Source organism: Cellulosimicrobium sp. I38E (assembly GCF_001647255.1).
In the GTDB taxonomy this organism is placed as follows: domain Bacteria; phylum Actinomycetota; class Actinomycetes; order Actinomycetales; family Cellulomonadaceae; genus Cellulosimicrobium; species Cellulosimicrobium cellulans_E.
The window spans coordinates 36014-60585 of sequence record NZ_LUAZ01000083.1 but is presented as its reverse complement, the minus strand read 5'-3'; the positions used below and the strand labels follow the sequence as shown (position 1 = coordinate 60585).

Genomic DNA, 24572 nt, shown 5'->3' with positions numbered 1-24572 from the left:
CTCTACCTCGCGCTACCGGGCCTCTGTCGCACCGTCGGTCAGCGCTGGTAGGCGGTGTACGGGGCGTCGCTCGGGACGATGTCCTTGCCGAGCGGCAGGAGCGAGACCGGGATCATCTTGAGGTTCGCGATCCCGAGCGGGATGCCGATGATCGACACGAACAGCGGGATCGCGGTGACCACGTGCCCGATCGCGAGCCAGATGCCGGCCACGACCACCCAGATGACGTTCCCGATCGTCGACCACGCGCCCGCGGTCGGCTTGTCGACGACCGTGCGGCCGAACGGCCACAGCGCGTAGCCCGCGATGCGGAACGACGCGATGCCGAACGGGATCGTGACGATGAGGATGCAGCAGATGATGCCCGCCAGGACGTAGCCCAGGGCGAGCCACAGCCCGGCGAACACGAGCCAGATGATGTTGAGCAGTGTCTTCACGGCACCGTCCTTTCCCCACCATTCTCGCCGATCAGGCCGCAGGTGCCGATCCGGGACCACCCTGAGACGACCCGGATCTCGGACGGCCCGGCCGACCTAGACTGACCGCATGCCCCTCCCTGAGCCGTCGTCCGTGCTGCCCGCGCAGATCGCGCAGAACCTCGCCCGGGTGCGGTGCCGGGTGGACGACGCCGCGCGCGCTGCCGGGCGCGCGCCGTCGGACGTGCGGCTGCTCGTGGCGACCAAGACGCAGCCCGCCGACGCCGTGCGCGCGGTCGTCGAGGCCGGTGCGGACCTGATCGGCGAGAACCGCGTGCAGGAGCTCGTCGCGAAGGCACCCGACCTCGCCGACCTCGTGGCGGCGGGGCGTGTCGAGGTCCACATGATCGGGCACCTCCAGCGCAACAAGGTCAACCAGGTCCTCGCGACGGCGACGGGCGTGGAGAGCGTGGACTCGCTCGCGCTCGCCGAGGCGCTCGCGGCGCGCTGCGCGCGCGACGGCCGGGTGCTCGACGTGCTCGTGCAGGTGAACGTCTCGGGCGAGGAGTCCAAGTCGGGCGTCCGGCCCGACGACGCGCCCGCCCTCGCGACCGCCGTCGCCGCGCTCGAGGGTCTGCGCCTGCGGGGCTTCATGACGATCGGCGCGAACGCGCCGGACGAGACGGTGGTGCGCGCGGGCTTCGCGCGCCTGCGCGAGGTGCGCGACGCCGTCGCCGGCTCGGGCGCGCCTGGCACCGGCGACGCGCGCGAGCTGTCCATGGGCATGAGCGGCGACCTCGAGCTCGCGGTCGCCGAGGGCGCGACGATCGTTCGCGTCGGCACCGCCGTCTTCGGCCCGCGACCCGCGCCGAGGTAGAACCCGCCGTCGCGACGTAGAGCCCGGGGAGCTCTACCTCGCGACCGGGGGCTCTACGTCGCGGGGTACGGCGTCAGGGGACGCGCGCGGTCCACTCCGGCGTCGAGAACTTGGTGCGCGCGAGCTCCTGCGCCCGCTCGCGCTCCTCGGGCGTGACCTTGCCCTCGACCGTGCGGTAGCGCGACCGGAAGTGCTCCTTGAAGGCGTCGATGACGTCCTCGCGCGCCATGCCCGTCTGCGAGCGCACCGGGTCGACGCGCTTGTTCGCGCTCGTCGTGCCCTTGTCCGAGAGCTTCTCGCGGCCGATCCGCAGCACCTCGAGCATCTTGTCCGCGTCGATGTCGTACGCCATCGTCACGTGGTGCAGCACCGCTCCCCCGCGCAGCCGCTTCTGCGCCGCCCCCGCGATCTTGCCCGCGGGCGACGCGATGTCGTTGAGCGGCTTGTACGTCGCCTCGACGCCGACCTCCGCGAGCGCGCCGAGCACCCAGTCGTCGAGGAACGCGTACGAGCGCTCGAAGCTCAGCCCCTCGACGAGCGACCCGGGGACGTAGAGCGAGTAGGTGATGGTGTTCCCCGGCTCGACGAACATCGCGCCCCCGCCGGAGATGCGGCGCACGACGGTCACGCCGTGACGCTCCGCGCCCTCCGGGTCCACCTCGTTGCGCAGCGACTGGAACGAGCCGATGATCACCGCGGGCGACGCCCACTCCCAGATCCGCAGCGTCGGGCCGCGCCGACCGGCGTCGAGCTCCTCCGTGAGCACCTGGTCGAGCGCGAGGTGCATGGCCGGCTCCTCCGGGCCCTCGTGCACGATCTCGAACGTGTGGTCGCCCCAGCCCGTCGCGTGCCCGAGCGCGCGGCGGACGGCGATGGCCACCGCCTCGGGCGAGAAGCCGATCATCGTGACGTCCTCGCCGAGCGCGCCCTGCACGGCGCTCGCGAGCTGCGCGACCGTCGCCGTCTCGGGCATGCCCGTCAGCGCGCCGTCGATGTCCTCGAGCGCGTCGTCCGGCTCGAGGAAGAAGTCGCCGCTCACCGCGACGCGGGCGAGCCGCCCGGCCTCCACCTCGACGTCGACCGCTACGAGCTTGCCACCGGGAACCTTGTACTCACCACGCACCCGTCCACCCTAAGCCCGCTCGCCCTTCGCACGGCGGGAGACGTCGGTCACCCCGCAACAGACCGCCGTCGCGGACGCCCAGCCGTCCCTCGGCAGGGCGAGGTACCGGTCAGCGAGGGTCGACGCCCGCGTGGACCAGCCCGTAGATCGCGGAGTCGGTCAGCGCCTCCCACGCCGCCTCGATGAGGTTCGGCCCGACGCCGACCGTCGACCACGACGTCGAGCCGTCGGTCGTCTCGATGAGGACGCGCGTGATCGCGTCCGTGCCCTGCTCGGTGTCGAGGATGCGGACCTTGAAGTCGATGAGCTCGAACACGTCGATCTCGGGGTAGACGCGGCCGAGGGCGAGCCGCAGGGCGTGGTCGAGCGCGTTGACGGGCCCGTTGCCCTCGCCGGTGGTGACGATGCGCTCGCCGCCGGCGTGGAGCTTGACGGTCGCCTCGGCCGTGGCCTCGGTGCCGCGCGACCCGGCCCGCTCGACGATCGTGCGCCAGCTCTCGACCCGGAAGTACGGCGGCCGCTCGCCCGTGATCTCCTCGCGGAGCAGCAGCTCGAACGACGCGTCCGCCGCCTCGTACGTGTAGCCGTTGGCCTCGTCGTCCTTCACCCGGTTGGTCACGCGGGTGAGCAGCTCGCCCTGGCCCGACAGGTCGAACCCGAGCTCACGGCCCTTGAGCTCGATCGAGGCGCGGCCGGCCATGTCGGAGACGAGCATGCGGATGTCGTTGCCGACCGCCGTCGGGTCGATGTGCTGGTAGAGGTCGGGGTCGACCTTGATCGCGCTCGCGTGGAGGCCGGCCTTGTGCGCGAACGCGCTCGCGCCGACGTACGGCTGACGCGCGTACGGCGAGATGTTGGTGATCTCGCTGATCGCGTGCGAGATGCGCGTGGCCTCCTCGAGGCCCTCCCCGGTCAGGGTCCGCAGCCCGTGCTTGAGCTCGAGGTTCGCGACGACCGTGAGGAGGTCGACGTTGCCCGTGCGCTCCCCGTACCCGTTGACCGTCCCCTGCACGTGGGCGGCGCCCGCCTCGACGGCGGCGAGCGTGTTCGCGACGGCGCAGCCCGAGTCGTTGTGCGCGTGCATGCCGAGCAGCGCGTCGCCCGGGAGCGCGTCGCGCCCGTGCGGGAGCCCGACGGCGTCGCGCAGCTCCTCGACGACCTCGACCACCCAGGTGGGCAGCATCCCGCCGTTGGTGTCGCAGAGCGCGACGACCTCGGCCCCCGCCTCGAACGCGGCCTGCACGGCGGACCGCGTGAAGGCGGCGTCGTACCGGTAGCCGTCGAAGAAGTGCTCGGCGTCGACGACGACCCGGCGTCCCTCGCCCACGAGGAACGACACGGTGTCGGTGATCATCGCGAGGCCCTCGTCGGGCGTCGTGCGCAGCGCGCGCTCGACGTGCCGGACGTCGGACTTGGCGACGAGCGTCACGACCGGCGCCTCGGAGTCGACGAGCGCCCGCACCTGCGGGTCGTCCCACGCGCGCAAACCCGCCTTGCGCGTCGAGCCGAACGCGGCGAGCACGGCGTGCCGGAGGTCGAGCTCCTTGGCGGCGCGGCGGAAGAACTCCGTGTCCTTGGGCACCGCGCCCGGCCAGCCGCCCTCGATGAACCCGACGCCGAGCTCGTCGAGCAGCGGGGCGATGGCGAGCTTGTCGGCGACGGAGAGGTTCATGCCCTCCTGCTGCGCGCCGTCGCGCAGGGTCGTGTCGTAGACGTGGAAGACCCGGGGCTCGCGGGGGCCGGTCACGGGGGTCGTCGCCGAGGTCATGGTGCCTCTTCCTGCCGTTCGTCGTGTCGCGGACGCCGCAGCGTCCGTCCCTCTGGTCCGTCTCCCAGGACGCCGGGCGGGGCCCTCGTGAGGCGGGAGGCCCGGCATCCGTGCCGCCGGGCGGGGGTGGTGCCCAGCAACAAAAAAACCCCCCGAGGGTGCGGGAGGTCTGCGCGTCCGGTGAGTACTACCGGGCGCGCTACTCGATAATGAGCTGGGAGACGAGGTGTGTCACAGGGCACATGGTGCCACAGGTTCCGCGAGGATGGACACGAGCGTCCATCCACTGAGCCGCCCACCGCCCTCGGGCGCGGCGGCGACCGACCGAGGAGTGACGATGAGCGACCCGACGCCGGGCGGCTACGACCCGCAGGCCGGCTTCCCCGACCAGAGGCCGCCCGTCAACCCCGCGGACCCGCGCCTCGCGGTCGAGGCCGGCCGGTTCTGGGCGGGCGCCGCGGCGACCGCCCTCGTCGCGGCCCTCATCGGGCTGCTCGGCGTGATCATCTTCGAGCGGATCTTCTCGATCACCCTGGTCCCGCCGCCGGACCTGTTCGGCACGGGGTCGCGCCAGGCGGCGTGGGCGATCGACGGGGCGATCCTCGCGGTCCTCGCGGCAGGCGTCCTGCACCTGCTCATCCTCAGCACGCCGCGCCCGCGCGCGTTCTTCGGCTGGATCATGGCACTGGTCGTCGTGGTGATCGCCGTGCTCCCGTTCGCGTGGTCGAGCGACGTCACGGCGGCGGCCCTGTCCGGGCTCATCAACCTGCTCATCGGCATCGCGGTCTGGTCGCTGCTCGCGGGCGTCGCCGGGCGGACGATCGTCGTGCGGCCGGCGACCGCCCTCTGACCCACCGGCCGGCGCGTCCACGCTGACCGGCCCGCACGACGACGGGGCCGCCTCCCGCGGGAGGCGGCCCCGTCGTCGTGCAGGGTGCGGAGAACGTGCCTCAGGCGAGGCGGCGGAGCCAGCCGTGGCGGTCGGCCGCGCGCCCGGTCTGGATGTCGGTGAGCTCGGCGCGGATCGCCATGGTGAGCGACCCGGCCTCGCCGCCGCCGATGGTGTGGTCGAAGTCGGAGCCCGCGAGCCGCCCGATCGGGGTGATGACGGCGGCCGTGCCGCACGCGAACACCTCGGTCACGGAGCCGTCCCGGATCCCGGCGAGGACGTCGGTGAGCGGGATGCGGCGCTCGACCACGTCGTGCCCGCGGTCGGTGAGGAGGCGGATGATCGACGAGCGCGTGACGCCCTCGAGGATCGAGCCGCTGAGCTCGGGCGTCTCGACCGAGCCGTCCGCCTTGACGACGAACACGTTCATGCCGCCGAGCTCCTCGAGGAACGTGCGCGTCCCGGAGTCCAGGAAGCACACCTGCTCGCACCCGTGCTGCTGCGCGACCACCTGCGGCAGCAGGCTGGAGGCGTAGTTGCCGCCGCACTTCGCGTCGCCCGTGCCACCGGCGCCCGCGCGGCTGTACTCGCGGTCGACCCAGATCGACACGGGCTTGACGCCGCCCGAGAAGTAGGGCCCGACCGGCGAGGCGATCACCAGGTACTCGGCCTCGAGCGACGGGCGCACGCCGAGGAAGGCCTCCGACGCGTACATGAACGGGCGCAGGTAGAGGCTCGCCTCGTCGCCGCTGGGCACCCAGTCGACGTCCGTGCGCACGAGCGCCGTGATCGACCCGACGAAGTCGTCGACCGACAGCGCCGGGAGCGCGAGGCGGTGGGCCGAGCGGGCGAAGCGCGCGGCGTTCGCCTCGGGGCGGAACGTCCACACCGACCCGTCGGCGTGGCGGTACGCCTTCATGCCCTCGAAGATCTCCTGCGCGTAGTGCAGGACGGCGGTCGCCGGGTCCAGCAGGAGGGGTCCGTACTTCTCGATGCGGCGGTCGACCCACCCGTCGGTCGAGTTCCAGCTGATCCGCGCCATGTGGTCCGTGAAGACCGTGCCGAACTTCGGGGCCGCGATCGCGGCCTCGCGCTCGGCGGGCGGCGTCGGGGCGTCCGTGGGGCGGACGTCGAACAGGGCGATGAGGTCCTCCTCCGAGGAGGACGGCTGGTGCTGCGCTGCGAGGGTGCTCATCATGAGGCCTTTCACCTGGCGACCCGGGTGGTCTCCGCCTAGTTTTCCACGACCGTACGGCTCGTGCGGCGATCCGCGCGAGAGCACGACGACGGCAGGCATCACCGGGTCAGAACGGGAGGGATCCGGTCCTGGGGCGATGACGACCGAGGTGCGGGGACTGCGGGCGAACCGGTGCCCGGGTCCGCGCAGGACCCGGGCGGCGTGTCAGCCGGCGACGCGAGCGGCGAGCTCGCGGCCCACCTCGGCCGTCGAGCGTACTCGGCTCCCCCGCCCGGCGAGGTCGGCGGCGACGGCCGCCTCCACGCGCTTCGCCTCGTCGCCGAGGCCCAGGTGGTCGAGGAGCAACGCGACCGACAGGACCGTGGCGGTCGGGTCGGCCTTGCCCTGTCCGGCGATGTCCGGGGCCGAGCCGTGCACCGGCTCGAACATCGACGGCGCCGTGCGGTCGGGGTTGATGTTCGCGGACGCGGCGAGGCCGATCCCGCCCGTGATCGCGGCGGCCTGGTCGGTGAGGATGTCGCCGAACAGGTTGTCCGTGACGATGACGTCGAAGCGCGACGGCTTCGTCGTGAGGAAGATGGTCGCTGCGTCGACGTGCAGGTAGTCCGTCGTGACGTCGGGGAACTCGGCGTTGACGGCCTCGACCGTCCGGCGCCACAGGTGGCCCGCGTGCACGAGGACGTTGTGCTTGTGCACGAGCGTGAGGTGCTTGCGCGGACGCGCCTGGGCCCGGGCGAAGGCGTCGCGCACCACGCGCTCGACGCCGAACGCCGTGTTGAGGGAGACCTCGGTCGCGATCTCGTGGGGCGTGCCGGTGCGCAGCGATCCGCCGTTGCCGACGTACGGGCCCTCGGTCCCCTCGCGCACCACGACGAAGTCGATCTCGCCCGGCTCGGCGAGGGGCGAGGTGACACCCGGGTACAGCTTGCCCGGTCGCAGGTTCACGTAGTGGTCGAGCGCGAAGCGCAGCTTGAGCAGCAGGCCGCGCTCGAGGACGCCCGACGGGACGCTGGGGTCGCCGATCGCGCCCAGGAGGATCGCGTCGTGGCCGCGGATCGCCTCGAGGTCCGCGTCGGTGAGCGTCTCGCCCGTCGCGTGCCAGCGGCGCGCACCCAGGTCGAACGGCGTCGTGGAGACCTTCACATCCGAGCCGGCCACGGCGGCCTCGAGCACGGCGAGGCCCTGCTCGACAACCTCGGTACCGATGCCGTCCCCGGCCACGACTGCCAGATCAATGGTGCGCGTCATGCGGCGAGCCTACGCCGCCGCGCCACCCCTCGGGACGACGGTCTCACGTCTCGGACGGCGTTCGAGTTGCGCGACAGGCCGAGACCGTGCACTATTAGGAAACTTTCTTAAAGCCCGTTCGAAGGAACATCATGACCGCGCCCCCCTCGTCGAGGATCCCCGGCACGCCGGGGCTGCTCCGCACGATCAACGATCGCGCGGCGCTCGAGCTCCTCCTCGACGCCGGACCGCTCACCCGGTCCCAGATCGGCGACAGCACGGGCGTGTCCCGTCCGACGGCCTCGCAGATCGTCGCACGGCTCGAGCAGTCCGGTCTCATCGAACCGACCGGCTCCGTGCAGGGGGCGCGCGGGCCGCAGGCGACACAGTACGCCGCACGCACCGACGTCCTCGTCGGGCTCGCGCTCGACGTCGTGCCCGACGGCGTGCGGGCGAGCGTCGTCGACGCGCTCGGCCGGACGCTCGGAGAGACCACCGTCGCCGCCGGCCCGAACCGCGCCGCCGCGACCGACGTCCGCACGGCGCGTGACGAGGCCTGCGCGGAGGCGTGCATCCCGGTCGCGCGCGTGGCGACCGCCGTCGTCGGCGTCCAGGCGGCCGTCGCCCCGCGCACGGGCGACATCGCCCTCGTCGGCGAGCTGCCCGGCTGGCCGCGCGAAGGGCTCCGGGGGCATCTCGAGGACGCTCTCGGCATCGACGTGCGCGTCGAGAACGACGTGAACCTCGCCGCGATCGCCGAGCGTGACGCCGGTCGCGACGAGCAGAGCTTCGCCCTGCTGTGGCTCGGCGAGGGCATCGGCATGGGGGCGTGGCTCGACGGCCGCGTCCACCACGGCACCTCGGGCGGCGCCGGCGAGATCGGCTACCTCCCCGTGCCCGCCGCCGGGATCGACGACTCCGTCAACGTGCAGGACCTCGTCGGCGGCCTCCGGCTCGTCGAGCTCTGCGCCCGGGCGGGCGTCCCCGGCGTCACGGAGGGCACCCCCTACGCCGCGGCCGTCGCCGCCGTCCGTGAGCACCGCGACACCGACGCCGTCCACGAGCTCGTGCACGACCTCGCCCGTCGCGTCACGATCGTGCTCCAGCCCGTCGTGGCGATCCTCGAGCCCGACGCCGTCGTGCTCGGCGGACCGACGGGAGTCGCGTGCGGCGACGAGCTCGCCGAGGCCACGGCCGCCGTGCTCCGGGGCACCGACCAGCGGACGGGCGCGGTCGTCGCGAGCGCCGTCCCCGAGCTCGCGGTCCTGCGCGGCGCGCGCTCCGTCGTCGCGCAGGACGTGCGCACGCTCCTGCTCACCGCGGCGGGCCGACCGGACCACCGGGTCGGCGCGTCACCAGTCCCGGGGTAGTCCTCTTCACCTGCCCCGCGAGCGGTGGCCGGCCGAACGTGGCACGGCGGGCCACCGCTCATCCCCTGCTCAGCGCGGGTAGCGTAGCTCGAACCGCTCGCACACGAGCGGCATGTCGGGAGCGAACTCTCGCTCCAGCACGCGCCGGAAGTACGTCTCGTGACCGTCGCGCCACGCCTCGAGCGAGCCGTCGTCCTCGCCCTCCGCCAGGGCGAAGTCCGCGTCGACGTCCTCGAACGCGACGACCTCGACCGACGTCGTGCGGACGAGGGCCCGCGGGTGGCCCGCACCGTCGAGCAGGATCGACAGCTCGCCGACGCGCGGGACGGGCTCCCCCGAGTCCTCGTACTCCCACAGGGCGGACGACGTCGCGGTCTTCTCCCCGCTGAGCACCGCCGCGAGCAGGGCGTCGGCCAGCGCGGGGTTGTCGCCGAACGACCATGCGGGCGGCGGCACCGTCTCGGAGACCGTGGTGCCGGTGACCACGCCCACCCGTGCCATCCCGGCGCTCGGCCGCGCCAGCTCCCAGAACGCGAGGATCTCCGCCGCCCTCTCGTCCACCACCACGTCGTCCGTCACCGGTTCCCCCTCGTCCGCCTGTCGGGTCATGCCCCTATCGTGGCGCACCGAGGGTCGATCTGCCCGGTCTCCCGCCATTCGTCCCACCCGTGTCGCAAGGATCCGGACGTTCGACGCCCGGAGGCAACGTGGAGGTGACCCGACAGCACGAGGAGGGGGCGGCGTCGTGCGCGATCGTGGCGGGCCTGGCGGGAGGCCGAGGCACGAGGCCGGATGGTAGATCGCGCACGACGCCGCCCCCTCCTCGAGGTGAGCGACGAGCGTCAGGCTCAGCGAGCCGCAGAGCCCTCGGTGTTCATGGTCGGGCAGACACCTCCCGCCGACTCCGGCAAGGGCTCCTTCGTCGCCCTGCCTGCGTCAGCGTGCGGCGCTGCCCTCGGTGCAGTCGGTCGGGCAGACACCTCCCGCCGACTCCGGCAAGGGCTCCTTCGTCGCCCTGCCTGCGTCAGCGTGCGGCGCTGCCCTCGGTGTAGTCGGCGTCCTGCTGCTTCCACGCGAACAGCGAGCGCAGCTCCTTGCCGACCTTCTCGATCGGGTGCTGCGCGGCCTTCTCGCGGAGCTCCGTGAACTCCGGCGCGCCGGCGTCCTGGTCGTCGATGAAGCGCTTGGCGAACGCGCCGGACTGGATGTCCGCGAGGACGCCCTGCATGTTCTCCTTGACGTGCGGGTCGATGACGCGCGGGCCGGAGACGTAGTCGCCGTACTCGGCGGTGTCGGAGACGGACCAGCGCTGCTTGGCGATGCCGCCCTCCCACATGAGGTCGACGATGAGCTTCAGCTCGTGGAGCACCTCGAAGTAGGCGATCTCCGGCTGGTAGCCGGCCTCGGCGAGGGTCTCGAAGCCGTACTGGACGAGCTGCGACACGCCACCGCACAGGACGGCCTGCTCGCCGAAGAGGTCGGTCTCGGTCTCCTCGGTGAACGTCGTCTTGATGACGCCGGCGCGCGTGCCGCCGATCGCCTTCGCGTACGACAGCGCGACGTCCCACGCCTGGCCCGACGCGTCCTTCTCGACGGCGATGATGTCGGGGATGCCGCGGCCCGCGACGAACTCGCGGCGCACGGTGTGGCCCGGGGCCTTGGGCGCGATGAGGATGACGTCGACGCCGTCGGGGGCCTCGATGTAGCCGAAGCGGATGTTGAAGCCGTGCGCGAAGGCGAGCGTCTTGCCGGCGGCGAGGTTCGGCTTGATCTCGTCGTTGTAGATCGAGCGCTGGTGCTGGTCCGGCGCGAGGATCATGATCAGGTCGGCCCACGCCGCGGCGTCGGCGACGGACTTCACCTCGAAGCCCTCGTCCTGGGCCTTGGCGGTCGACTTCGAGCCCTCGCGGAGGGCGACGACGACCTCGACGCCGGAGTCGCGCAGGTTCTGGGCGTGCGCGTGGCCCTGGCTCCCGTAGCCGACGATCGCGACCTTCTTGGCCTGGATGATGGACAGGTCGGCGTCGTCGTCGTAGAACAGCTCAGCCACGATGGTTCTCCTCGGTTCTTCGTTTGCGGTGCAGGGGGTCTGTTGCGATGTCTCGCGGTGGAACGACGATCGGGTGCGCACCGACGCCCGTGCGGGTCTTGGTGCGAGGGTAGGCGATCGTCAGGCGGAGCGGACCACGCGTTCCAGCGCGCGGTCGGTGATCGAGCGGGAGCCGCGCCCGACGGCGACGGTCCCCGACTTCACGATCTCGCGCACGCCGTAGGGCTCGAGCGCTCCGAGCAGGGCGTTCAGCTTCTCGCCCGTGCCCGTCGCCTCGATGGTCACGGCGTCGGGCACGACGTCGACGACCTTCGCGCGGAAGAGGTTGACGACCTCGAGCACGCCGGTGCGGTTCGCGCCGTCGGCGCGCACCTTGACGAGCAGGAGCTCGCGCTGCACGGACGCGGCCGCGTCGAGCTCGACGATCTTGATGACGTTGACCAGCTTGTTGAGCTGCTTGGTCACCTGCTCGAGCGGACGTTCCTCGACGTCGACGACCACGGTGATGCGCGAGATCTCCTCGTGCTCGGTCGGGCCGACCGCGAGCGAGTGGATGTTGAAGGCGCGGCGAGCGAACAGGCCCGCGACGCGCGTCAGCACGCCGGGCTTGTTCTCGACGAGCACGGAGAGGGTGTGGCGGGACATGGCGGGTCAGTCCTCTCGGTCCCACGCGGGCGAGATGCCCCGCGCGTACTGGATGTCGTCGTTGCTCACGCCGGCGGCGACCATCGGCCACACCATCGCGTCGCGCGAGACGTTGAAGTCGATGACCACGGGGCGGTCGTCGATCTCCATCGCGCGCTTGATCGCGGCGTCGACGTCGCCCATCGACTCGACGCGGATGCCCTCGCACCCGTAGGCGTCGGCGAGCTTGACGAAGTCGGGGACGCGCGCCGTGCCGTGCCCGGTGTGCAGGTCGGTGTTGGAGTAGCGCTTGTCGTAGAACAGGGTCTGCCACTGGCGCACCATGCCGAGCGAGGAGTTGTTGATCAGCGCGACCTTGATCGGGATCTCGTTGATCGTGCAGGTGGCGAGCTCCTGGTTGGTCATCTGGAAGCAGCCGTCGCCGTCGATCGCCCACACCGTGGCGTCCGGGCGGCCGACCTTCGCGCCCATCGCCGCGGGGATCGAGAAGCCCATGGTGCCGAGGCCGCCGGAGTTGATCCAGGTCCGCGGGTGCTCGTAGCGGATGAACTGCGCGGCCCACATCTGGTGCTGGCCGACGCCCGCGACGTAGATCGACTCAGGGCCGGAGATCTCGCCCAGGCGCGAGATGACGTGCTGCGGGGCGAGGTGGCCGTCGTCGGGCTCGGTGTACCCGAGGGGGTAGGTCTCGCGCCAGTCGTCGATCTGGCGCCACCAGGCCTCGACGTCCGGCTTCCCCTTGGCCTCGTGCTCGCGCTCGAGCTCGGGGAGCAGGTCGGAGATGACCTCCTTGAGGTCGCCGACGATCGGGACGTCCACGTCGCGGTTCTTGCCGATCTCCGCCGGGTCGATGTCCGCGTGCACGACCTGCGCGTGCGGAGCGAAGCTCGAGAGCTTGCCCGTCACACGGTCGTCGAAGCGCGCGCCGAGGGACACGACGAGGTCCGCCTTCTGGAGCGCCGCCACGGCCGGGACGGTGCCGTGCATGCCGGGCATCCCGAGGTTCTGGGGGTGCGTGTCGGGCACGGCGCCGCGCGCCATGAGCGTCGTGACGACCGGCGCGCCCGACAGGTCGACGAGGCGCCGCAGCTCGGCCGACGCGTTCGCGCGGACCACGCCGCCACCCACGTAGAGCACGGGCCGGCGGGCCGACGCGAGCAGTCGCGCGGCCTCCTTGATCTGCTTGCTGTGCGGCTTCGTCACCGGGTGGTAGCCCGGGAGCTGTACGTCCTGGGGCCACGAGAACGTCGTGCGCGACTGCATGGCCGACTTCGCGATGTCCACGAGCACCGGACCGGGACGGCCCGTCGAGGCGATGTGGAACGCCTCCGCGATGGTGAGCGGGATGTCGTCCGGGTCGGTGACGAGGAAGTTGTGCTTGGTGATCGGCAGCGTGATGCCGACGATGTCCGCCTCCTGGAAGGCGTCCGTGCCGATCGCGCCCGCGGCGACCTGGCCGGTGATCGCGACGAGCGGGATCGAGTCCATGTTCGCGTCGGCGATGGGGGTGACGAGGTTCGTCGCGCCGGGGCCCGAGGTCGCCATGGTCACGCCGACCCTGCCGGTCGCGTGCGCGTAGCCCTGCGCGGCGTGGCCGCCGCCCTGCTCGTGGCGCACGAGGATGTGGCGCAGTCGCTGCGAGTCCATGAGCGGGTCGTACGTCGGGAGGATCGCACCACCCGGGATGCCGAAGACGACGTCGGCGCCGACCTCCTCGAGCGAGCGGACGATCGACTGCGCGCCGGTCATCTCCTCACCCGTCGAGGTGCCCTGCGTGCTGCCGGCCGGGCGAGCCGTGGCAGCGCGCCGGACGTCGCCGCGCGGGGCGACCGACGCGGGTGTCGGGGCGGGCTTCGGCGCCGGCGCCGCGGGCGTCGGGGCCCCCGGTCGCGGAGGTGCCGGGGTGGGACCCTGGGCCATGGTGTCTCCTGCGTGTCGTGGCCTCGGCCCGGCGGGCGCCCTATGGGGGCGCTCCGCCGGGTACCGGAGCCGACCGTGGTGGTGCGGTCGTGCTGGTCGCGGTGTGCGGTGCCGGTGCTCGCGGGTCTCGCGGGTGCGGCGCTCGCGGTGGCCGGGGTGGGCCGTCCGCGGTCCTGTGTGGTGTTGTCGTGCCGGTGTGGTGGCAACAAAAAACCCCTCGGACCCGGGATGCCGGGCTGGACGAGGGGTGAGCGCGCTGACGAAGCCTGGTGGCGTGGCCTCAGCCGGCGCGCTCAGGAAGTACTACAAGGAGGATCGTCTGCACGTCATGGGACTGTACGCCCATGTTTCGGGGATGTCACGTGTCGAGGCGCCCGTCTCACGAGATGGGACGAGCGCCTCGGCACGAGGAGCGGTCGCCGCCGCCGCACGAGGTGTCAGGAGACGTCGCGCCGCCGGAACACGACGGCTGCCACCAGCGACAGCACGGCGGCGACCGCCAGCAGGTAGAGGCCGCCCTGCGCCTGGGTGACGACCCGTTCCACGCCCTGGCACGTCGTCCCGGTCGCGTCCGTGGTGCACTCCTGCACCCAGACGGTCGTGCCGCCCTGGACCCAGGCCGCGACGTTGGTCCGCACGAGCCAGACCTGCGCGTCCTGCACGGCGAGCGTGACGACCGTCTCCACGACGGCGACCCAGACCACGACCAGACCGAGCGCCCCCGCCGCGTTCTTCAGCAGCACCCCGAGCGCAGCACCCGTGGCCGCGACGAGGGCGGCAGCGAGCACCGCCCGTCCGCCGACGCCCGCGAGCCGCGTCCACGTCTCGGCGGTGACCGCCCCGAGCTGTCCGTTGATCGCGTAGGCCCCGTACGCACCGCCCGCCATGACGAGATAGGCGAGCACGACGACGGGCAGCACACCGAGCGCGGCGGCGGCGGCCTTGGACCAGTAGACGCGCTGACGGCGCGGCTCGAAGGTGAGCCACAGCCCGATCGCCCCCGACGAGATCTCGGCGGTGAGGAACGACACCCCGACGACGAGCGCGAAGAGGAGCAGGAGCGGTGCGAGCTGGGTGACCGTCGTCGCGCCCGGGGCCGGCCAGGACTCCTCGTCGCCGTCGAACGTCGGGGTCTCGGAGAGGAACCACTCGAGCCGGGGCGCCATGTCGTCGCACCCGTAGTCGGCGGCGGGGTCGGTCTCGCGAGCGACCTCCTGGTCCGACTCGCACTGCGCGACGTACTCGTCTCCGTTCTGCTCCCAGTCGTCGAGCTGCTGCTCGTACGCGTGCTCCGCCTGCTCCACCTGGAGCTGCGACGGCGGCAGGCTCTGGGTGTAGGCGAGCAGCACGCTCAGCGCCGCGAGGACGAGGGTCCCCGCGCTCGCCCAGCGCACGAGACGACGCGCGCGGAGGCGGCGGAGCTCGACCCTCAGCAGGCGGCTCATGCGACGACCCCCTGCGTCGCGACGGCGTGGTCACCACGACGGTCGTGCCGCGTGCCCGTGGCCTCGTCCTTGCCGACGAGCTCGAGGAACACCGCCTCGAGGCCGGCGTGCACCGGGACGAGCTCGGTGAGCCAGAGGTCGTGGGCGGCGAGCGCCCGGGTGACCTGCGCGGCGTCGGCGACGCCGTCCACGAGCAGGCGGGCGCCGTCCTCGCGGACCGTGAAGCCGTCGGCACGCAGCACCGCGGCGGCGCGCGCCGGGTCGGCGACCCCGACCTGGAGCGTCGCGCCGCCGGCACCGATGAGCTCGCGCACGCTCCCCGACGCGATGAGGCGCCCGCGCGCGATGATCGAGACCGTGTCCGCGACCTGCTCGACCTCGGCGAGGATGTGGCTGCTCACCAGCACGGTCTTCCCGCGGTCCGCGAGCGAGCGCATGGTGTCCCGGATCTCTCGGATCCCGGCGGGGTCGAGCCCGTTCGTCGGCTCGTCGAAGATGAGCAGGTCGGGGTCCTTGAGCAGCGTCGCGGCGATCGCGAGCCGCTGCTTCATCCCCAGCGAGTAGCCGCGGTACCGGTCGCCGGCGCGGTCGGACAGCCCGACCTCGGCGAGCACCTCGCCCACCCGGCCCGCAGGAGCGCCGATCGCCGCCGCGAGCAGGTCGAGGTTCTTGCGCGCGCTGAAGGCGGGGAAGAACTTCGGGGATTCCACGATCGCACCGACGCGACCGACGACGTCGGGCAGGTGCCGCGGCACCTCGCGGCCGAAGATGTGCGCGCTCCCCGCGTCGGCGCGCACGAGCCCGAGGAGCATGCGGATCGTCGTGGTCTTCCCGGAGCCGTTCGGCCCGAGGAACCCGTGGACCCCGCCGACGGGCACGACGAGGTCGAGCCCCTCGACGCCCACCGACCGCCCCCTGCGGCTCCGGTACGTCTTGCGCAGCCCCCGCGTCTCGATCGCGGGGGCTCCCGTGGTCTGCACCCGTGCGCCCCTCCCCGGCCGCGCCGCGGCCCCCTGCCCGGCAGCCCCGCCGGCTGGGGTGAGCATAGGGCACTCTTGGTCCAGACGGAACAGACCTCCTACCGTCGCATGACCTGCCTCCTACTCGGGGAGGATCTCGGTCGAGCGGCGGCGCACGACGGCCTCCCAGGGCTCCAGACGGGCGCTGCCCGGGCGCCCGCCGGCGGTCGCCGCGGTGTGCGTGGCCACCACGGTCGCCGCGTCCTCCCAGCCGGCGAGCACGCCGTCGGGGACGTCCTGCGGCTGCCCGCTCACGTTCACGAGGACGAGGAGCTCGTCCCGCCTGGTCCTGCCGTCACGGACCGGGGTGTCGAGGGTCCGGGTGAACGCGTAGAGCGCCGCGTGGTCCGGGAGGAGCATCTGGAAGTCGCCGAGCGCGACGACCGGCTCGTCGCGACGCAGGGCGACGAGCCGCCGGTAGAAGTGCAGGACCGAGTCCTCGTCGGCCCACGCGGCCTCCGCGTTGATCGTGGTGTGGTTCGGGTTGACCTCGAGCCACGGCCTCCCCGTCGTGAACCCGGCGTTCGGGGTCGCGTCCCACTGCACGGGGGTGCGGGCGTGGTCGCGGCTCGCGTGCGCGAGCACGGCGAGCATCTCGCCGTCGGTGCGCAGCCGCGGGCCGCCCGTGCGCCCGGTGAGCTCGCGGAAGTACCCGAGCGACTCGACGTCCTGGTATTGCTCGACCCGCGTGAACGGCGCGTTCGTCATGCCGAGCTCCTCGCCCTGGTAGACGTACGGCGTGCCGCGGTGCAGGTGCAGCAGGAGAGCGAGCGCCTTGGCCGACGCGACGCGGTGCGCGGGAGAGTCGTCGCCGAAGCGCGAGACGACGCGCGGCTGGTCGTGGTTGTCCCAGTACAGGGCGTTCCAGCCCCGGTCGGCGAGACCGGCCTGCCACCGGCCGAGCGTCGCCTTGAGGTCGGCGAGGTCCCACCGGACCGGGTCGTAGCGCGTCGCGCCGTGGTCGATGCCCATGTGCTCGAACTGGAACACCATGTCGACCTCGCGACGGTCGGGGTCGGTGTAGCGGACGCCGTGCTCGACGGTCACGCCCGGCGTCTCCCCCACGGTGAGGATCTCGCGGCCCTGCGCGAGGTACGGCGCGAACACCTCGCGGTGCATCTCGGCGAGGAACTCGTGCACGCGCGGCCCGTCCGTGTAGTGCGGGCTCCCGTCGCCGAACGTCCCCCAGTGCACCTCGCCGTCGGGCAGCGAGCCGTCGGGCGCGACGTCCTTGGAGATCAGGTTGATGACGTCCATCCGGAACCCGTCGACGCCGCGGTCGAGCCACCGCCGCATCATGGCGTAGACCGCCCGGCGGACCTCGGGGTTCTCCCAGTTGAGGTCGGGCTGCTTGGTGTCGAACAGGTGCAGGTAGTATTCCCCCGACGCCTCGTCGAACCGCCACGCGCTCCCGCCGAAGAACGAGCGCCAGTTGGTCGGCTCGGCTCCCGGCGCCCCGGGCTCCATGCCGGCGCGTGCGGGGCGCCACCAGTACCAGTCGCGCCGCGGGCTCTCGGCGGACGACCGCGACTGGACGAACCACGGGTGCTCGTCGCTCGTGTGGTTGACGACGAGGTCCATGACGAGCTTCATCCCGCGCGCGTGCAGACCCTCGATCAGGGCGTCGAGGTCCGCGAGCGACCCGAAGAGCGGGTCGACGTCCTCGTAGTCGCTGATGTCGTAGCCGTTGTCCGCCTGCGGCGACCGGTACACCGGGGACAACCAGACGACATCCACCCCCAGCCGCTCCAGGTGGTCGAGCCGCCGGGTGATCCCGGGGAGGTCGCCGACGCCGTCGCCGTCGGTGTCCTGGAACGAGCGCGGGTACACCTGGTACACGACCGAGCGCGTCCACCAGGGCGCGTCACCGGGCGTCTCGGCGCCGGGCCACCCGCCGCGGGGCAGGGGGTCCGGGGTGGGTGCGGACGAGGTCATCGCATGGCTTCCTCTCGGGTCACGGGGTGGTCGTCCCAGCCTGCCGGACACCGCGCGCCGCGGCGACCGCGTACCGCCACAGGTCGGTCGGGTACCAGGCGAGGCGGTCGCGTGCCGCGGCGACCCGACCGTCGGTGTCCGCGAAGACGGGACCCGCGGTGACCTCGAGCACCGCCTGACCGGTGAGCGCGAGCCAGTCGTCCAGGCTGAGCGGGCGCGTCGCCTCGAGTCCCAGGCGGGACGTGGTGAAGCCCGACGGCGACGCGACCTCGACCTGGTGCGGACCGTGCGGGCTCCACGTGGTCGGGAACCGGGTCGGGTGACCGGCGAACGTGCCAGGGAGCGCCGCATCGAGCAGCGCGTCGACCTCGTCGACCATCGGCTCGTCGACCAGCAGCGTCAGACGCAGGCCCCAGTCGTGGTCGCGCGACGTCGCGTCGTCGAGCCCCAGGACGTCGGACCCGCTCCCGAGGCGTCCCGCCGCGTGCGGCAGACCGGGCCAGCGGCCGAGCACGATCGGCTCGACGACCTCGTCGTAGTAGCGCCGCGCGAGGTCGGTCCCGGTCTCCACCCGGGCAACCTAGCGGGTCGGCGTCACGACACCCAGGGCTTTCGCCGCTACCACCGCTCGGCCCCGACAAAGCTCGTGGGAGCCGGCTCGACCCCGAGCACGTCGCGCAGGACCGTGAGGTCGTAGGTGCGTTCCATCGCGAGGTGGCTCAGCGCGTACCTCGTGAGGCGCGGCGGCTCGGGCCGTCGCAGCCAGCGCGCGACCGTCTCGACCGCGCCCGCCATCGCCCACGCGGGGCGGACCGGGACGGCGACGACACGGACGGCGGTGCCGCGGCGGCGCAGCGCCTCGGTGAGCGCGTCGCGCAGCACGACCGGCTCGGCGTCGGCGACGTTCGCGACGAGCAGCCCCCGGGTCGGCACTTCTCCGCGGCCAGGCGCACGGGCGGCGTCGTCGGGCAGCGCGACGGCGGCGCGCACCGCGGCGAGCAGCGTGTCGACGTGCGTCAGCGACTGGAGCACACCGCCCCCTCCGGGCAGGACGAGGCGTCCGCGCCGCACGGCCGCCTCGATCCGCGGGAGCAGCGTCGTGTCTCCTGGGCCGTAGACGGCGTGCGGGCGCAGCACGACGACGGCGCCCCGGTCGGGGTGGTCCGAGGCGTCGCGGGCCAGCGCGCGCTCGGCCTCCGCCTTGGTCGTCCCGTAGGCGTCGAGGTACCGGGCGACAGGAGCCTCCTGCTCGCGGGCGCGCACGCTCGGGGCGTACGGGTCGTACACGCTGCCGGACGACACGTGCACGAACCGCGCGCCCGGGAACGTGTCGCGCACCGCGAGCGTCCCGCCGACGTTGGTCGCGCGCGCGACCTCGAGCGCGCACCAGTCGGACACGGCGGCACCCGAGTGCACGACGGCGTCCACCGCGGGCGGGTCGGCGAGCGGACCGGCGGTGAGGTCCCACGCGAGGTGCCGGGCGCCCGGGATCCCCGGGTCGCGGCGGGAGGACGTCCAGACCTCGTGGCCGTCGGCGACGAGACCGCGTGCGACCGCTCCCCCGACGAACCCCGACGCCCCGGTGACGACGATCCTCACGCGCGGGCGCCGTGGGTGTCCCGGCCGACGGCGGTCGGCTCGGCGTGCACGAACGGCGCGGCGGCGCGGGAGAGCGCCGCACGGTCGGGCTTGCGCGAGCGACCGGCGAGCGGGACGCGGTCGGCGTGCAGCACGACGTCGGGCAGCGCGTCGTGGTCGAGCACGCCCGGCAGCGCGGCCCGCACCCGGTCGACGAGCGGGTGGTGCGGGTCGAGGCGGACCGCCGACCCGCCGTCGGACCGTGGACCGCGCCCGGTGGCCCCATCCGGCCGAGGGTCACCCGTCGCCGGGTCGCCCGTCCCCGCCGTGACGACCAGCGCGACCCGCTCGTCGCCGTCCACCTGGGGCACGCCCACGAGCAGCGCCTCGCCGACGCCGTCGAGCGCCGCGACGCGCGGCTCGTACAGGCCGGGGTAGATGTTCGTCGTGCCGCGGATGATCATGTCTCGCGTGCGGCCGACGAGCACGAGCCGCCCGGTGTCGTCGACGCGCGCGAGGTCGCCGGTACGGTGCTCCGCGGCCCGTGCGCCCAGGCCACGCGCGGGCGCGTCGAGGTCGTGCAGGTAGCCCGCCATGAGCGACGGCCCGGACAGCACGAGCTCCCCGACGACGATGTCGTGCCCGGGCCCGCCGGGGGCGTCCTGGCCGTCCTCGGGCCCCTCGCCCTCGACCGGGTCGAGTCGCGCGACGGTACCGGGCAGCGGTGCGCCGACCAGGTCGCCGTCCCCCGCGTACGCGAGCTTCTCGCGCGCCTCGACCACCGCGACCGGCAGGATCTCCGTCATCCCGTACACCGCGACCCACCGCGTGCCGGGCAGCACGCGCGTCGCGCGCTCCAGGAGCGCCCGGGTCACGGGCGCACCACCGACGAGCGCGACGCGCGGCCCGCGCGGGGGCACCGTCCCGGCCTCGACCGCGTCGAGCAGCGCCGTGACGTCCGCCGGCACGAGGTAGGTGCCCGCAGCGCGGTCGAGCTGACGCGCGAAGGTCGCGATGTCGCGGCCCGGCGGGTCGGCGGGCACGGACCACGTGGCGCCCGCGAGCAGCGCCGGGACGCCGAGCAGCATCTGGTCGGTGTGCACGACGTCGCCCGGCGCGAGCGCGAACACGTCGCGCAGCAGGTCGCACCCGGCGAGCAGGGACCCCGCCGTGTGCACGACGGCCTTGGGCTGCGCCGTCGTACCGGACGTGAAGACGGTCAGGGCCTCACGGTCCGGGTCGAGCGACGGCAGCGCCGCGTGGTCGACAGGACCCGCGGCGAGGCGGCGCGCGGCGCGCGAGCCGCGCGGCACCCCGGGGAGCCACGGACCCGCGTGCACGTGCCGCAGCGGCAGGCTCGCGTAGTCCGGCAGCAGCAGGCCGCGCGAGCGGGCCAGTCGGCGCAACGGTCCCCGCGACACCGCGTACAGCAGCGACTCGGTGGTCGCGAGCGACGGCCCGGCCGTGCCCACGCGCGCCGTGAACAGCTCGGGGGTCGAGCCGGGGTCGACGAACACGATCGTGCCGCCCGCACGGACGACGCCGAACGCGAGCACGACGCCCGCCGGCCGAGGGCGCACCGAGAACAGCGCCCGGTCGCCGGGCGCGAGACCGTCGGCCGCGAGCGCCGTCGCGGTCGCCTCGACGCGGTGCGCGAGGTCGGCGTACGTGACCTCCTCGCGCACGCGTGCGCCGCGGCGTCCGGGCCGCGTCCAGCGTCGGAGCGCGACGGCCCCTTCGGACGCGTGGCCGGGGGCGCCCCGCTCGAGGATCGGGCCGAGCAGGTGGCCGGTCACGTCGTCGGGCGCGGTCACGCCGCCTCCCCTGCTTGCGACACGGCCGATCCCGCGACCGGGCGCGTGGCCGAACCCGACGCGCGCGCCCTGCCGTCGGTCGCTCGCACGACGAGCGAACGGTACGCGGGGATGAGCACGCCGCGCGCGACGGCACGGTCGACGACCTCGACGCTGCGCCCCGCGGCCGCGACGGGGCGCAGCGCGTCCAGCACCGCGTCGACCTGAGCCATGGCGAGCGGCATGCCGAGGCAGAAGTGCGGGCCGGCGCCGAACCACAGGTGCCGCACGGCCGGGTCGACGGGGGCGTCCGGGTCGAATGGGCCTGCGTCCTTGCAGCAGGAGATCGTCGCGATCACGACCCGGTCCCCCGCGCGGACGCGGACGTCGCCCACGGTCGCGTCGGTGCGCACCGAGCGCAGCATCGCGGGCGTCGGCGCCGTGACGCGCAGCGCCTCCTCGACGACGCGCCCGCGCAGCGCCGCGGCCTCCGGTCCGGCGCCGGGGTCGGCCGCGAGGAGCCGGTCGAGCCAGCCGGTGTCCGCGGTGAGCGCGACGAGGCGTGGCACGAAGGACTGGATGGTCTCGGTCCCCGTGAGGACGAACGCGCCGACCGCGCCCATCGCCTCGTCCTCCGAGAGCCCGAGCTCGCGCATGCGACCGGGGACGGTCGCGGGGTCGCCCGCGCGGTAGGCGTCGCGGGCCGGGGCGGACAGCCGCGCGAGGACGGCGCGCGCGTGCCGCACCTGCGCGGGCGTGAGGCTGCGCCGGTGCAGCCGCACGAGCCCGACCACGGACTGCGCGGCCGTCATCGCCTCGCGCACGGCGGCGTCGGTGGGCGGCAGCCCGGTCATGGCACAGATGACGGTGCCCGCCATGGTCGCGGTCTCCGCGACGAGGTCGACGCGCTCGCCCGCGAGCAGGCGCGGGGCGAGCCCCGCGAGGACGTCGGGGACGCTCACCGCGACGAGCTCGCGCACCGCACGGGGCGTGAACAGTCCGGACAGCGCCCGGCGCAGGCGCGCGTGGTCGGCGCCCTCCATGTTGAGCAGCACGGACGGGCCGAGCACGGGCGTCCAGAGGTCCGACGGCGACCCCGGGCCCACCTTGGTGAAGCGCTCGGTGTCGAGCAGCACGGCCCGCGCGGTAGCGGCGTCGGACACGACCACCCCGATGCCGGGGACGCGCACGACCGGACCGCGGTGGCGCAGGGCCCGGATCGCGGGGTAGACGAGCGGGTGCGCCCCGCGCTGGACGCGCTCCTCCCAGCGCATCGCCGCGGCGAGCCCGGTGGGCGCGGGCGCGAGCGTCGTCCCGGTCACCGGATGTCCACGACGTCGGGCCGATAGCGGTGGTCGGCGTACCAACCGAGCGTGCGGACCAGGCCCCAGGCGTGCGCCCGGCGCGCCGACGCGAGCACGACGACCTCGCGGTGCGCCCCGTACCGCCGCGTGAGGCGGCGCACCGCGTTGACGAGCGCCCGATCCTCGTGGACGTCCTCGATCGCCGTGCGCGGAAACCCGCCTGCGGCCTCGTAGAGCTCGGCCGTGATCGCCATGTTGCAGCCCGGCGCCATGACGTAGGGACCGAGGTAGGACGGGTCCTGGTTGCCGGGCCGGAAGCGCCCGAACGTGCTCGCGACGCTCACCGCCGCCGACAGCACCCCCTGCTGGACGCGCGAGACCGGCCGGTCGTCCGTCCGCGCCACGAGCCGGCCCGCGACGAGGTCGTGCCCGCTCGCGAACGCGGCCCGCACGCGCCGCGTCCAGTCCGGCAGCGGGAGGCAGTCGGCGTCCGTGCGCGCGAGGTGCGTCGCCCCCTGCTCGATCGCCGCCCGCATCCCCGTGTCGGCCGCGGCGCCCGTCCCCTTCTGCGGCTCGTCGACGACGCGCCAGCGCGTCATGCCCCACGCCGCGGCCGTCTCCCGGACGAGGTCGCCCGTGCCGTCCGACGACCCGTTGTCCACGACGACGAGGTCGAAGTCGGTGTCCTGCTGGTCGCGCAGCGCCTCCAGCGTCGCGACGATCCCGTGCGCCTCGTCGCGCGCGGGGACGACGACCGCGAGCCGCTGCGGGCTCGCGACGTGCCGCGTGAACCGGCGCGCCGTCACAGCCGCACCACCGTCGCGCCGATGCTGATCCCGCCGGCGAGCCCGACGAGCACGACGACGTCCCCCGGCCCGACCCGGCCGGTCTCCAGCGCCGTGGCGAGCTGCAACGGGAGCGTCGCGGAGGCGACGTTGCCGTGGTCGGCGACGGTGACGAGCGTGCGGCCGGTCGGGAGGCCGAGCGCGGCGTGCACGTCGTCGAGGTACGCGACGGCGACCTGGTGGACCGCGACGAGCGCGACGTCGTCCCACCCCAGGCCCGCGCGACCCAGCGCGTCGAGGACGACGCCCGGTCCCAGGGCGAGGAACGCGTCGCGCAGGCGCGACCCGTCGATCTCGAAGTACGTCCGCTCGAGGTCGCGCGGGTGCGCCGTGCCGCCGCCCGGGAGCATGCCGACGTCCCAGTGCGCCGACTCCGCACCGAACGCGCTCGCGAGGATTCCGCGCGGCGCGGGCACGCCGTCCGCGTCGCGCGCCTCGGCCTCGACGGCGGTGGCGCGGCGCACGAGGACGGCCGCGCCGGCGTCGGACATCGTGTAGCCCGGCGCGGAGAGCAGGTACGTCGCGCGGTCCGGGACGTCCCAGCGCACCGCGCGCGACGGCGCCTCGCCCGACGCGATCAGGACGGTCGCGTAGCGCCCTGTGCCGATGAGCGCCTCCGCGACCTCGATCGCGTTGAGCACCGAGTTGCACGCGTTCTTGACGTCCATCACCGGTGCGCGGACGCCGAGCTTCGCCGCGACGATGTGGCTCGTCGCCGGCTCGACCATGTCCTGGCTCGCCGACGCGAAGAGCAGCAGGTCGACGTCGTCGGTCGCCAGCCCCTCGGTCGCGAGCAGCTTCTCCGCGGCCGCGACCGCGAGGTCGGACGCGTCCCAGTCGTCCGGGAGCACATGGACCTGCCGCACGCCCGTGAGGCGGGAGACCATCGGCACGCGCGGCGCCGCGCCCGGGTTGCGCGCCGCGAGGGCGCGCTCCGCCTCGCGCACGTCGACCGTGCGCTCGGGCAGGTGGACCCCGACGGCGGCGAGCACGGCCGTCGGGGGCGCGAGGAGCGGGCGGGACGCCGTCCCGGCGGGGTTGTCTGGCACGCGCGACACAGTAGCCAAGCAGACCCGCTCCGACGGCGGTCGTCCACAGGATCCGATGGGGTGAACTGCCCATCCGCAGATCGCGGTGCGCGCCCCCGGGCGGGCTCGGCGTGCGCCACAC

General features: G+C 73.8%; 21 protein-coding genes. 3 read left to right on the top strand and 18 right to left on the bottom strand.

Annotation, left to right across the window (positions count from 1 at the left end):
• Window positions 1–38 precede the first annotated feature (38 nt).
• Entirely contained in the window at window positions 39–437 is a 399-nt protein-coding gene (locus tag A0J59_RS19835) for a YccF domain-containing protein (RefSeq protein WP_064317228.1), read from the bottom strand.
• 109 nt (window positions 438–546) lie between these two features.
• Between A0J59_RS19835 and A0J59_RS19830 the strand changes: the two genes are divergently transcribed.
• A complete protein-coding gene (locus tag A0J59_RS19830) occupies window positions 547–1293 on the top strand; it encodes a YggS family pyridoxal phosphate-dependent enzyme (protein ID WP_064317227.1) in 747 nt (248 codons plus the stop codon).
• A gap of 73 nt (window positions 1294–1366) precedes the next feature.
• Here A0J59_RS19830 and A0J59_RS19825 read toward each other — a convergent pair whose 3' ends face one another.
• Together A0J59_RS19825 and cimA are read right to left on the bottom strand one after the other, a co-directional pair.
• Window positions 1367–2416, bottom strand: coding sequence for a biotin/lipoate A/B protein ligase family protein (locus A0J59_RS19825; protein ID WP_064317226.1), 1050 nt, complete (start codon window positions 2414–2416; stop codon window positions 1367–1369).
• A gap of 109 nt (window positions 2417–2525) precedes the next feature.
• Complete coding sequence (cimA, locus tag A0J59_RS19820) at window positions 2526–4184, bottom strand: citramalate synthase (protein ID WP_047232535.1); 1659 nt, start codon at window positions 4182–4184, stop codon at window positions 2526–2528.
• Between the two features lie 337 nt (window positions 4185–4521).
• On the opposite strand from cimA, the gene A0J59_RS19815 reads away from it, so the two are divergent.
• A complete protein-coding gene (locus A0J59_RS19815) occupies window positions 4522–5034 on the top strand; it encodes a hypothetical protein (protein ID WP_064317252.1) in 513 nt (170 codons plus the stop codon).
• 100 nt (window positions 5035–5134) lie between these two features.
• Here A0J59_RS19815 and A0J59_RS19810 read toward each other — a convergent pair whose 3' ends face one another.
• Window positions 5135–6268: a branched-chain amino acid aminotransferase gene (locus tag A0J59_RS19810; RefSeq protein WP_047232589.1), complete on the bottom strand. Its 1134-nt coding sequence runs from the start codon at window positions 6266–6268 to the stop codon at window positions 5135–5137.
• A gap of 207 nt (window positions 6269–6475) precedes the next feature.
• Window positions 6476–7519 (bottom strand): 3-isopropylmalate dehydrogenase, encoded by a 1044-nt coding sequence (locus A0J59_RS19805; RefSeq protein WP_047232534.1) that lies wholly within the window; start codon window positions 7517–7519, stop codon window positions 6476–6478.
• Between the two features lie 131 nt (window positions 7520–7650).
• On the opposite strand from A0J59_RS19805, the gene A0J59_RS19800 reads away from it, so the two are divergent.
• Entirely contained in the window at window positions 7651–8868 is a 1218-nt protein-coding gene (locus A0J59_RS19800; protein WP_064317225.1) for an ROK family transcriptional regulator, read from the top strand.
• A 69-nt stretch (window positions 8869–8937) separates the two neighbouring features.
• Here the strand turns inward: A0J59_RS19800 and A0J59_RS19795 are convergent, their stop codons facing one another.
• From A0J59_RS19795 to A0J59_RS19735, 13 genes are all read right to left on the bottom strand, one after another.
• Entirely contained in the window at window positions 8938–9477 is a 540-nt protein-coding gene (locus tag A0J59_RS19795) for an ASCH domain-containing protein (protein ID WP_064317224.1), read from the bottom strand.
• Window positions 9478–9892: 415 nt separating this feature from the next.
• A complete protein-coding gene (ilvC, locus tag A0J59_RS19790) occupies window positions 9893–10918 on the bottom strand; it encodes a ketol-acid reductoisomerase (protein ID WP_064317223.1) in 1026 nt (341 codons plus the stop codon).
• 120 nt (window positions 10919–11038) lie between these two features.
• Window positions 11039–11563 (bottom strand): acetolactate synthase small subunit, encoded by a 525-nt coding sequence (gene ilvN, locus A0J59_RS19785; protein WP_047232530.1) that lies wholly within the window; start codon window positions 11561–11563, stop codon window positions 11039–11041.
• Between the two features lie 6 nt (window positions 11564–11569).
• The gene (locus tag A0J59_RS19780) at window positions 11570–13483 is read right to left on the bottom strand and encodes an acetolactate synthase large subunit (RefSeq protein ID WP_064317222.1); all 1914 of its coding nucleotides are present in this window, start codon (window positions 13481–13483) and stop codon (window positions 11570–11572) included.
• Between the two features lie 437 nt (window positions 13484–13920).
• On the bottom strand, window positions 13921–14928 hold the full coding sequence (locus tag A0J59_RS19775; protein WP_064317221.1) for an ABC transporter permease subunit: 1008 nt from the start codon (window positions 14926–14928) through the stop codon (window positions 13921–13923).
• Window positions 14925–15908 (bottom strand): ABC transporter ATP-binding protein, encoded by a 984-nt coding sequence (locus A0J59_RS19770; RefSeq protein WP_064317220.1) that lies wholly within the window; start codon window positions 15906–15908, stop codon window positions 14925–14927. Before A0J59_RS19770 ends, A0J59_RS19775 begins: the two co-directional genes overlap by 4 nt.
• Window positions 15909–16028: 120 nt before the next feature.
• A complete protein-coding gene (locus tag A0J59_RS19765; protein WP_082919210.1) occupies window positions 16029–17882 on the bottom strand; it encodes an alpha-glucosidase in 1854 nt (617 codons plus the stop codon).
• A gap of 19 nt (window positions 17883–17901) precedes the next feature.
• Complete coding sequence (locus A0J59_RS19760) at window positions 17902–18453, bottom strand: DUF4037 domain-containing protein (RefSeq protein WP_064317219.1); 552 nt, start codon at window positions 18451–18453, stop codon at window positions 17902–17904.
• 47 nt (window positions 18454–18500) lie between these two features.
• Window positions 18501–19481, bottom strand: coding sequence for an NAD(P)-dependent oxidoreductase (locus A0J59_RS19755; RefSeq protein ID WP_064317218.1), 981 nt, complete (start codon window positions 19479–19481; stop codon window positions 18501–18503).
• On the bottom strand, window positions 19478–21274 hold the full coding sequence (locus tag A0J59_RS19750) for a class I adenylate-forming enzyme family protein (RefSeq protein WP_064317217.1): 1797 nt from the start codon (window positions 21272–21274) through the stop codon (window positions 19478–19480). Before A0J59_RS19750 ends, A0J59_RS19755 begins: the two co-directional genes overlap by 4 nt.
• Window positions 21271–22575 (bottom strand): cytochrome P450, encoded by a 1305-nt coding sequence (locus tag A0J59_RS19745; RefSeq protein WP_255365376.1) that lies wholly within the window; start codon window positions 22573–22575, stop codon window positions 21271–21273. The genes A0J59_RS19750 and A0J59_RS19745 overlap by 4 nt, the downstream gene beginning before the upstream one ends.
• Window positions 22572–23363 carry a glycosyltransferase family 2 protein gene (locus tag A0J59_RS19740; RefSeq protein ID WP_053371414.1) on the bottom strand — a complete coding sequence of 264 codons (792 nt, stop codon included), beginning with the start codon at window positions 23361–23363 and terminating at the stop codon, window positions 22572–22574. Before A0J59_RS19740 ends, A0J59_RS19745 begins: the two co-directional genes overlap by 4 nt.
• Window positions 23360–24451 (bottom strand): 3-oxoacyl-ACP synthase III family protein, encoded by a 1092-nt coding sequence (locus A0J59_RS19735; RefSeq protein WP_255365375.1) that lies wholly within the window; start codon window positions 24449–24451, stop codon window positions 23360–23362. The genes A0J59_RS19740 and A0J59_RS19735 overlap by 4 nt, the downstream gene beginning before the upstream one ends.
• Window positions 24452–24572: the final 121 nt, after the last annotated feature.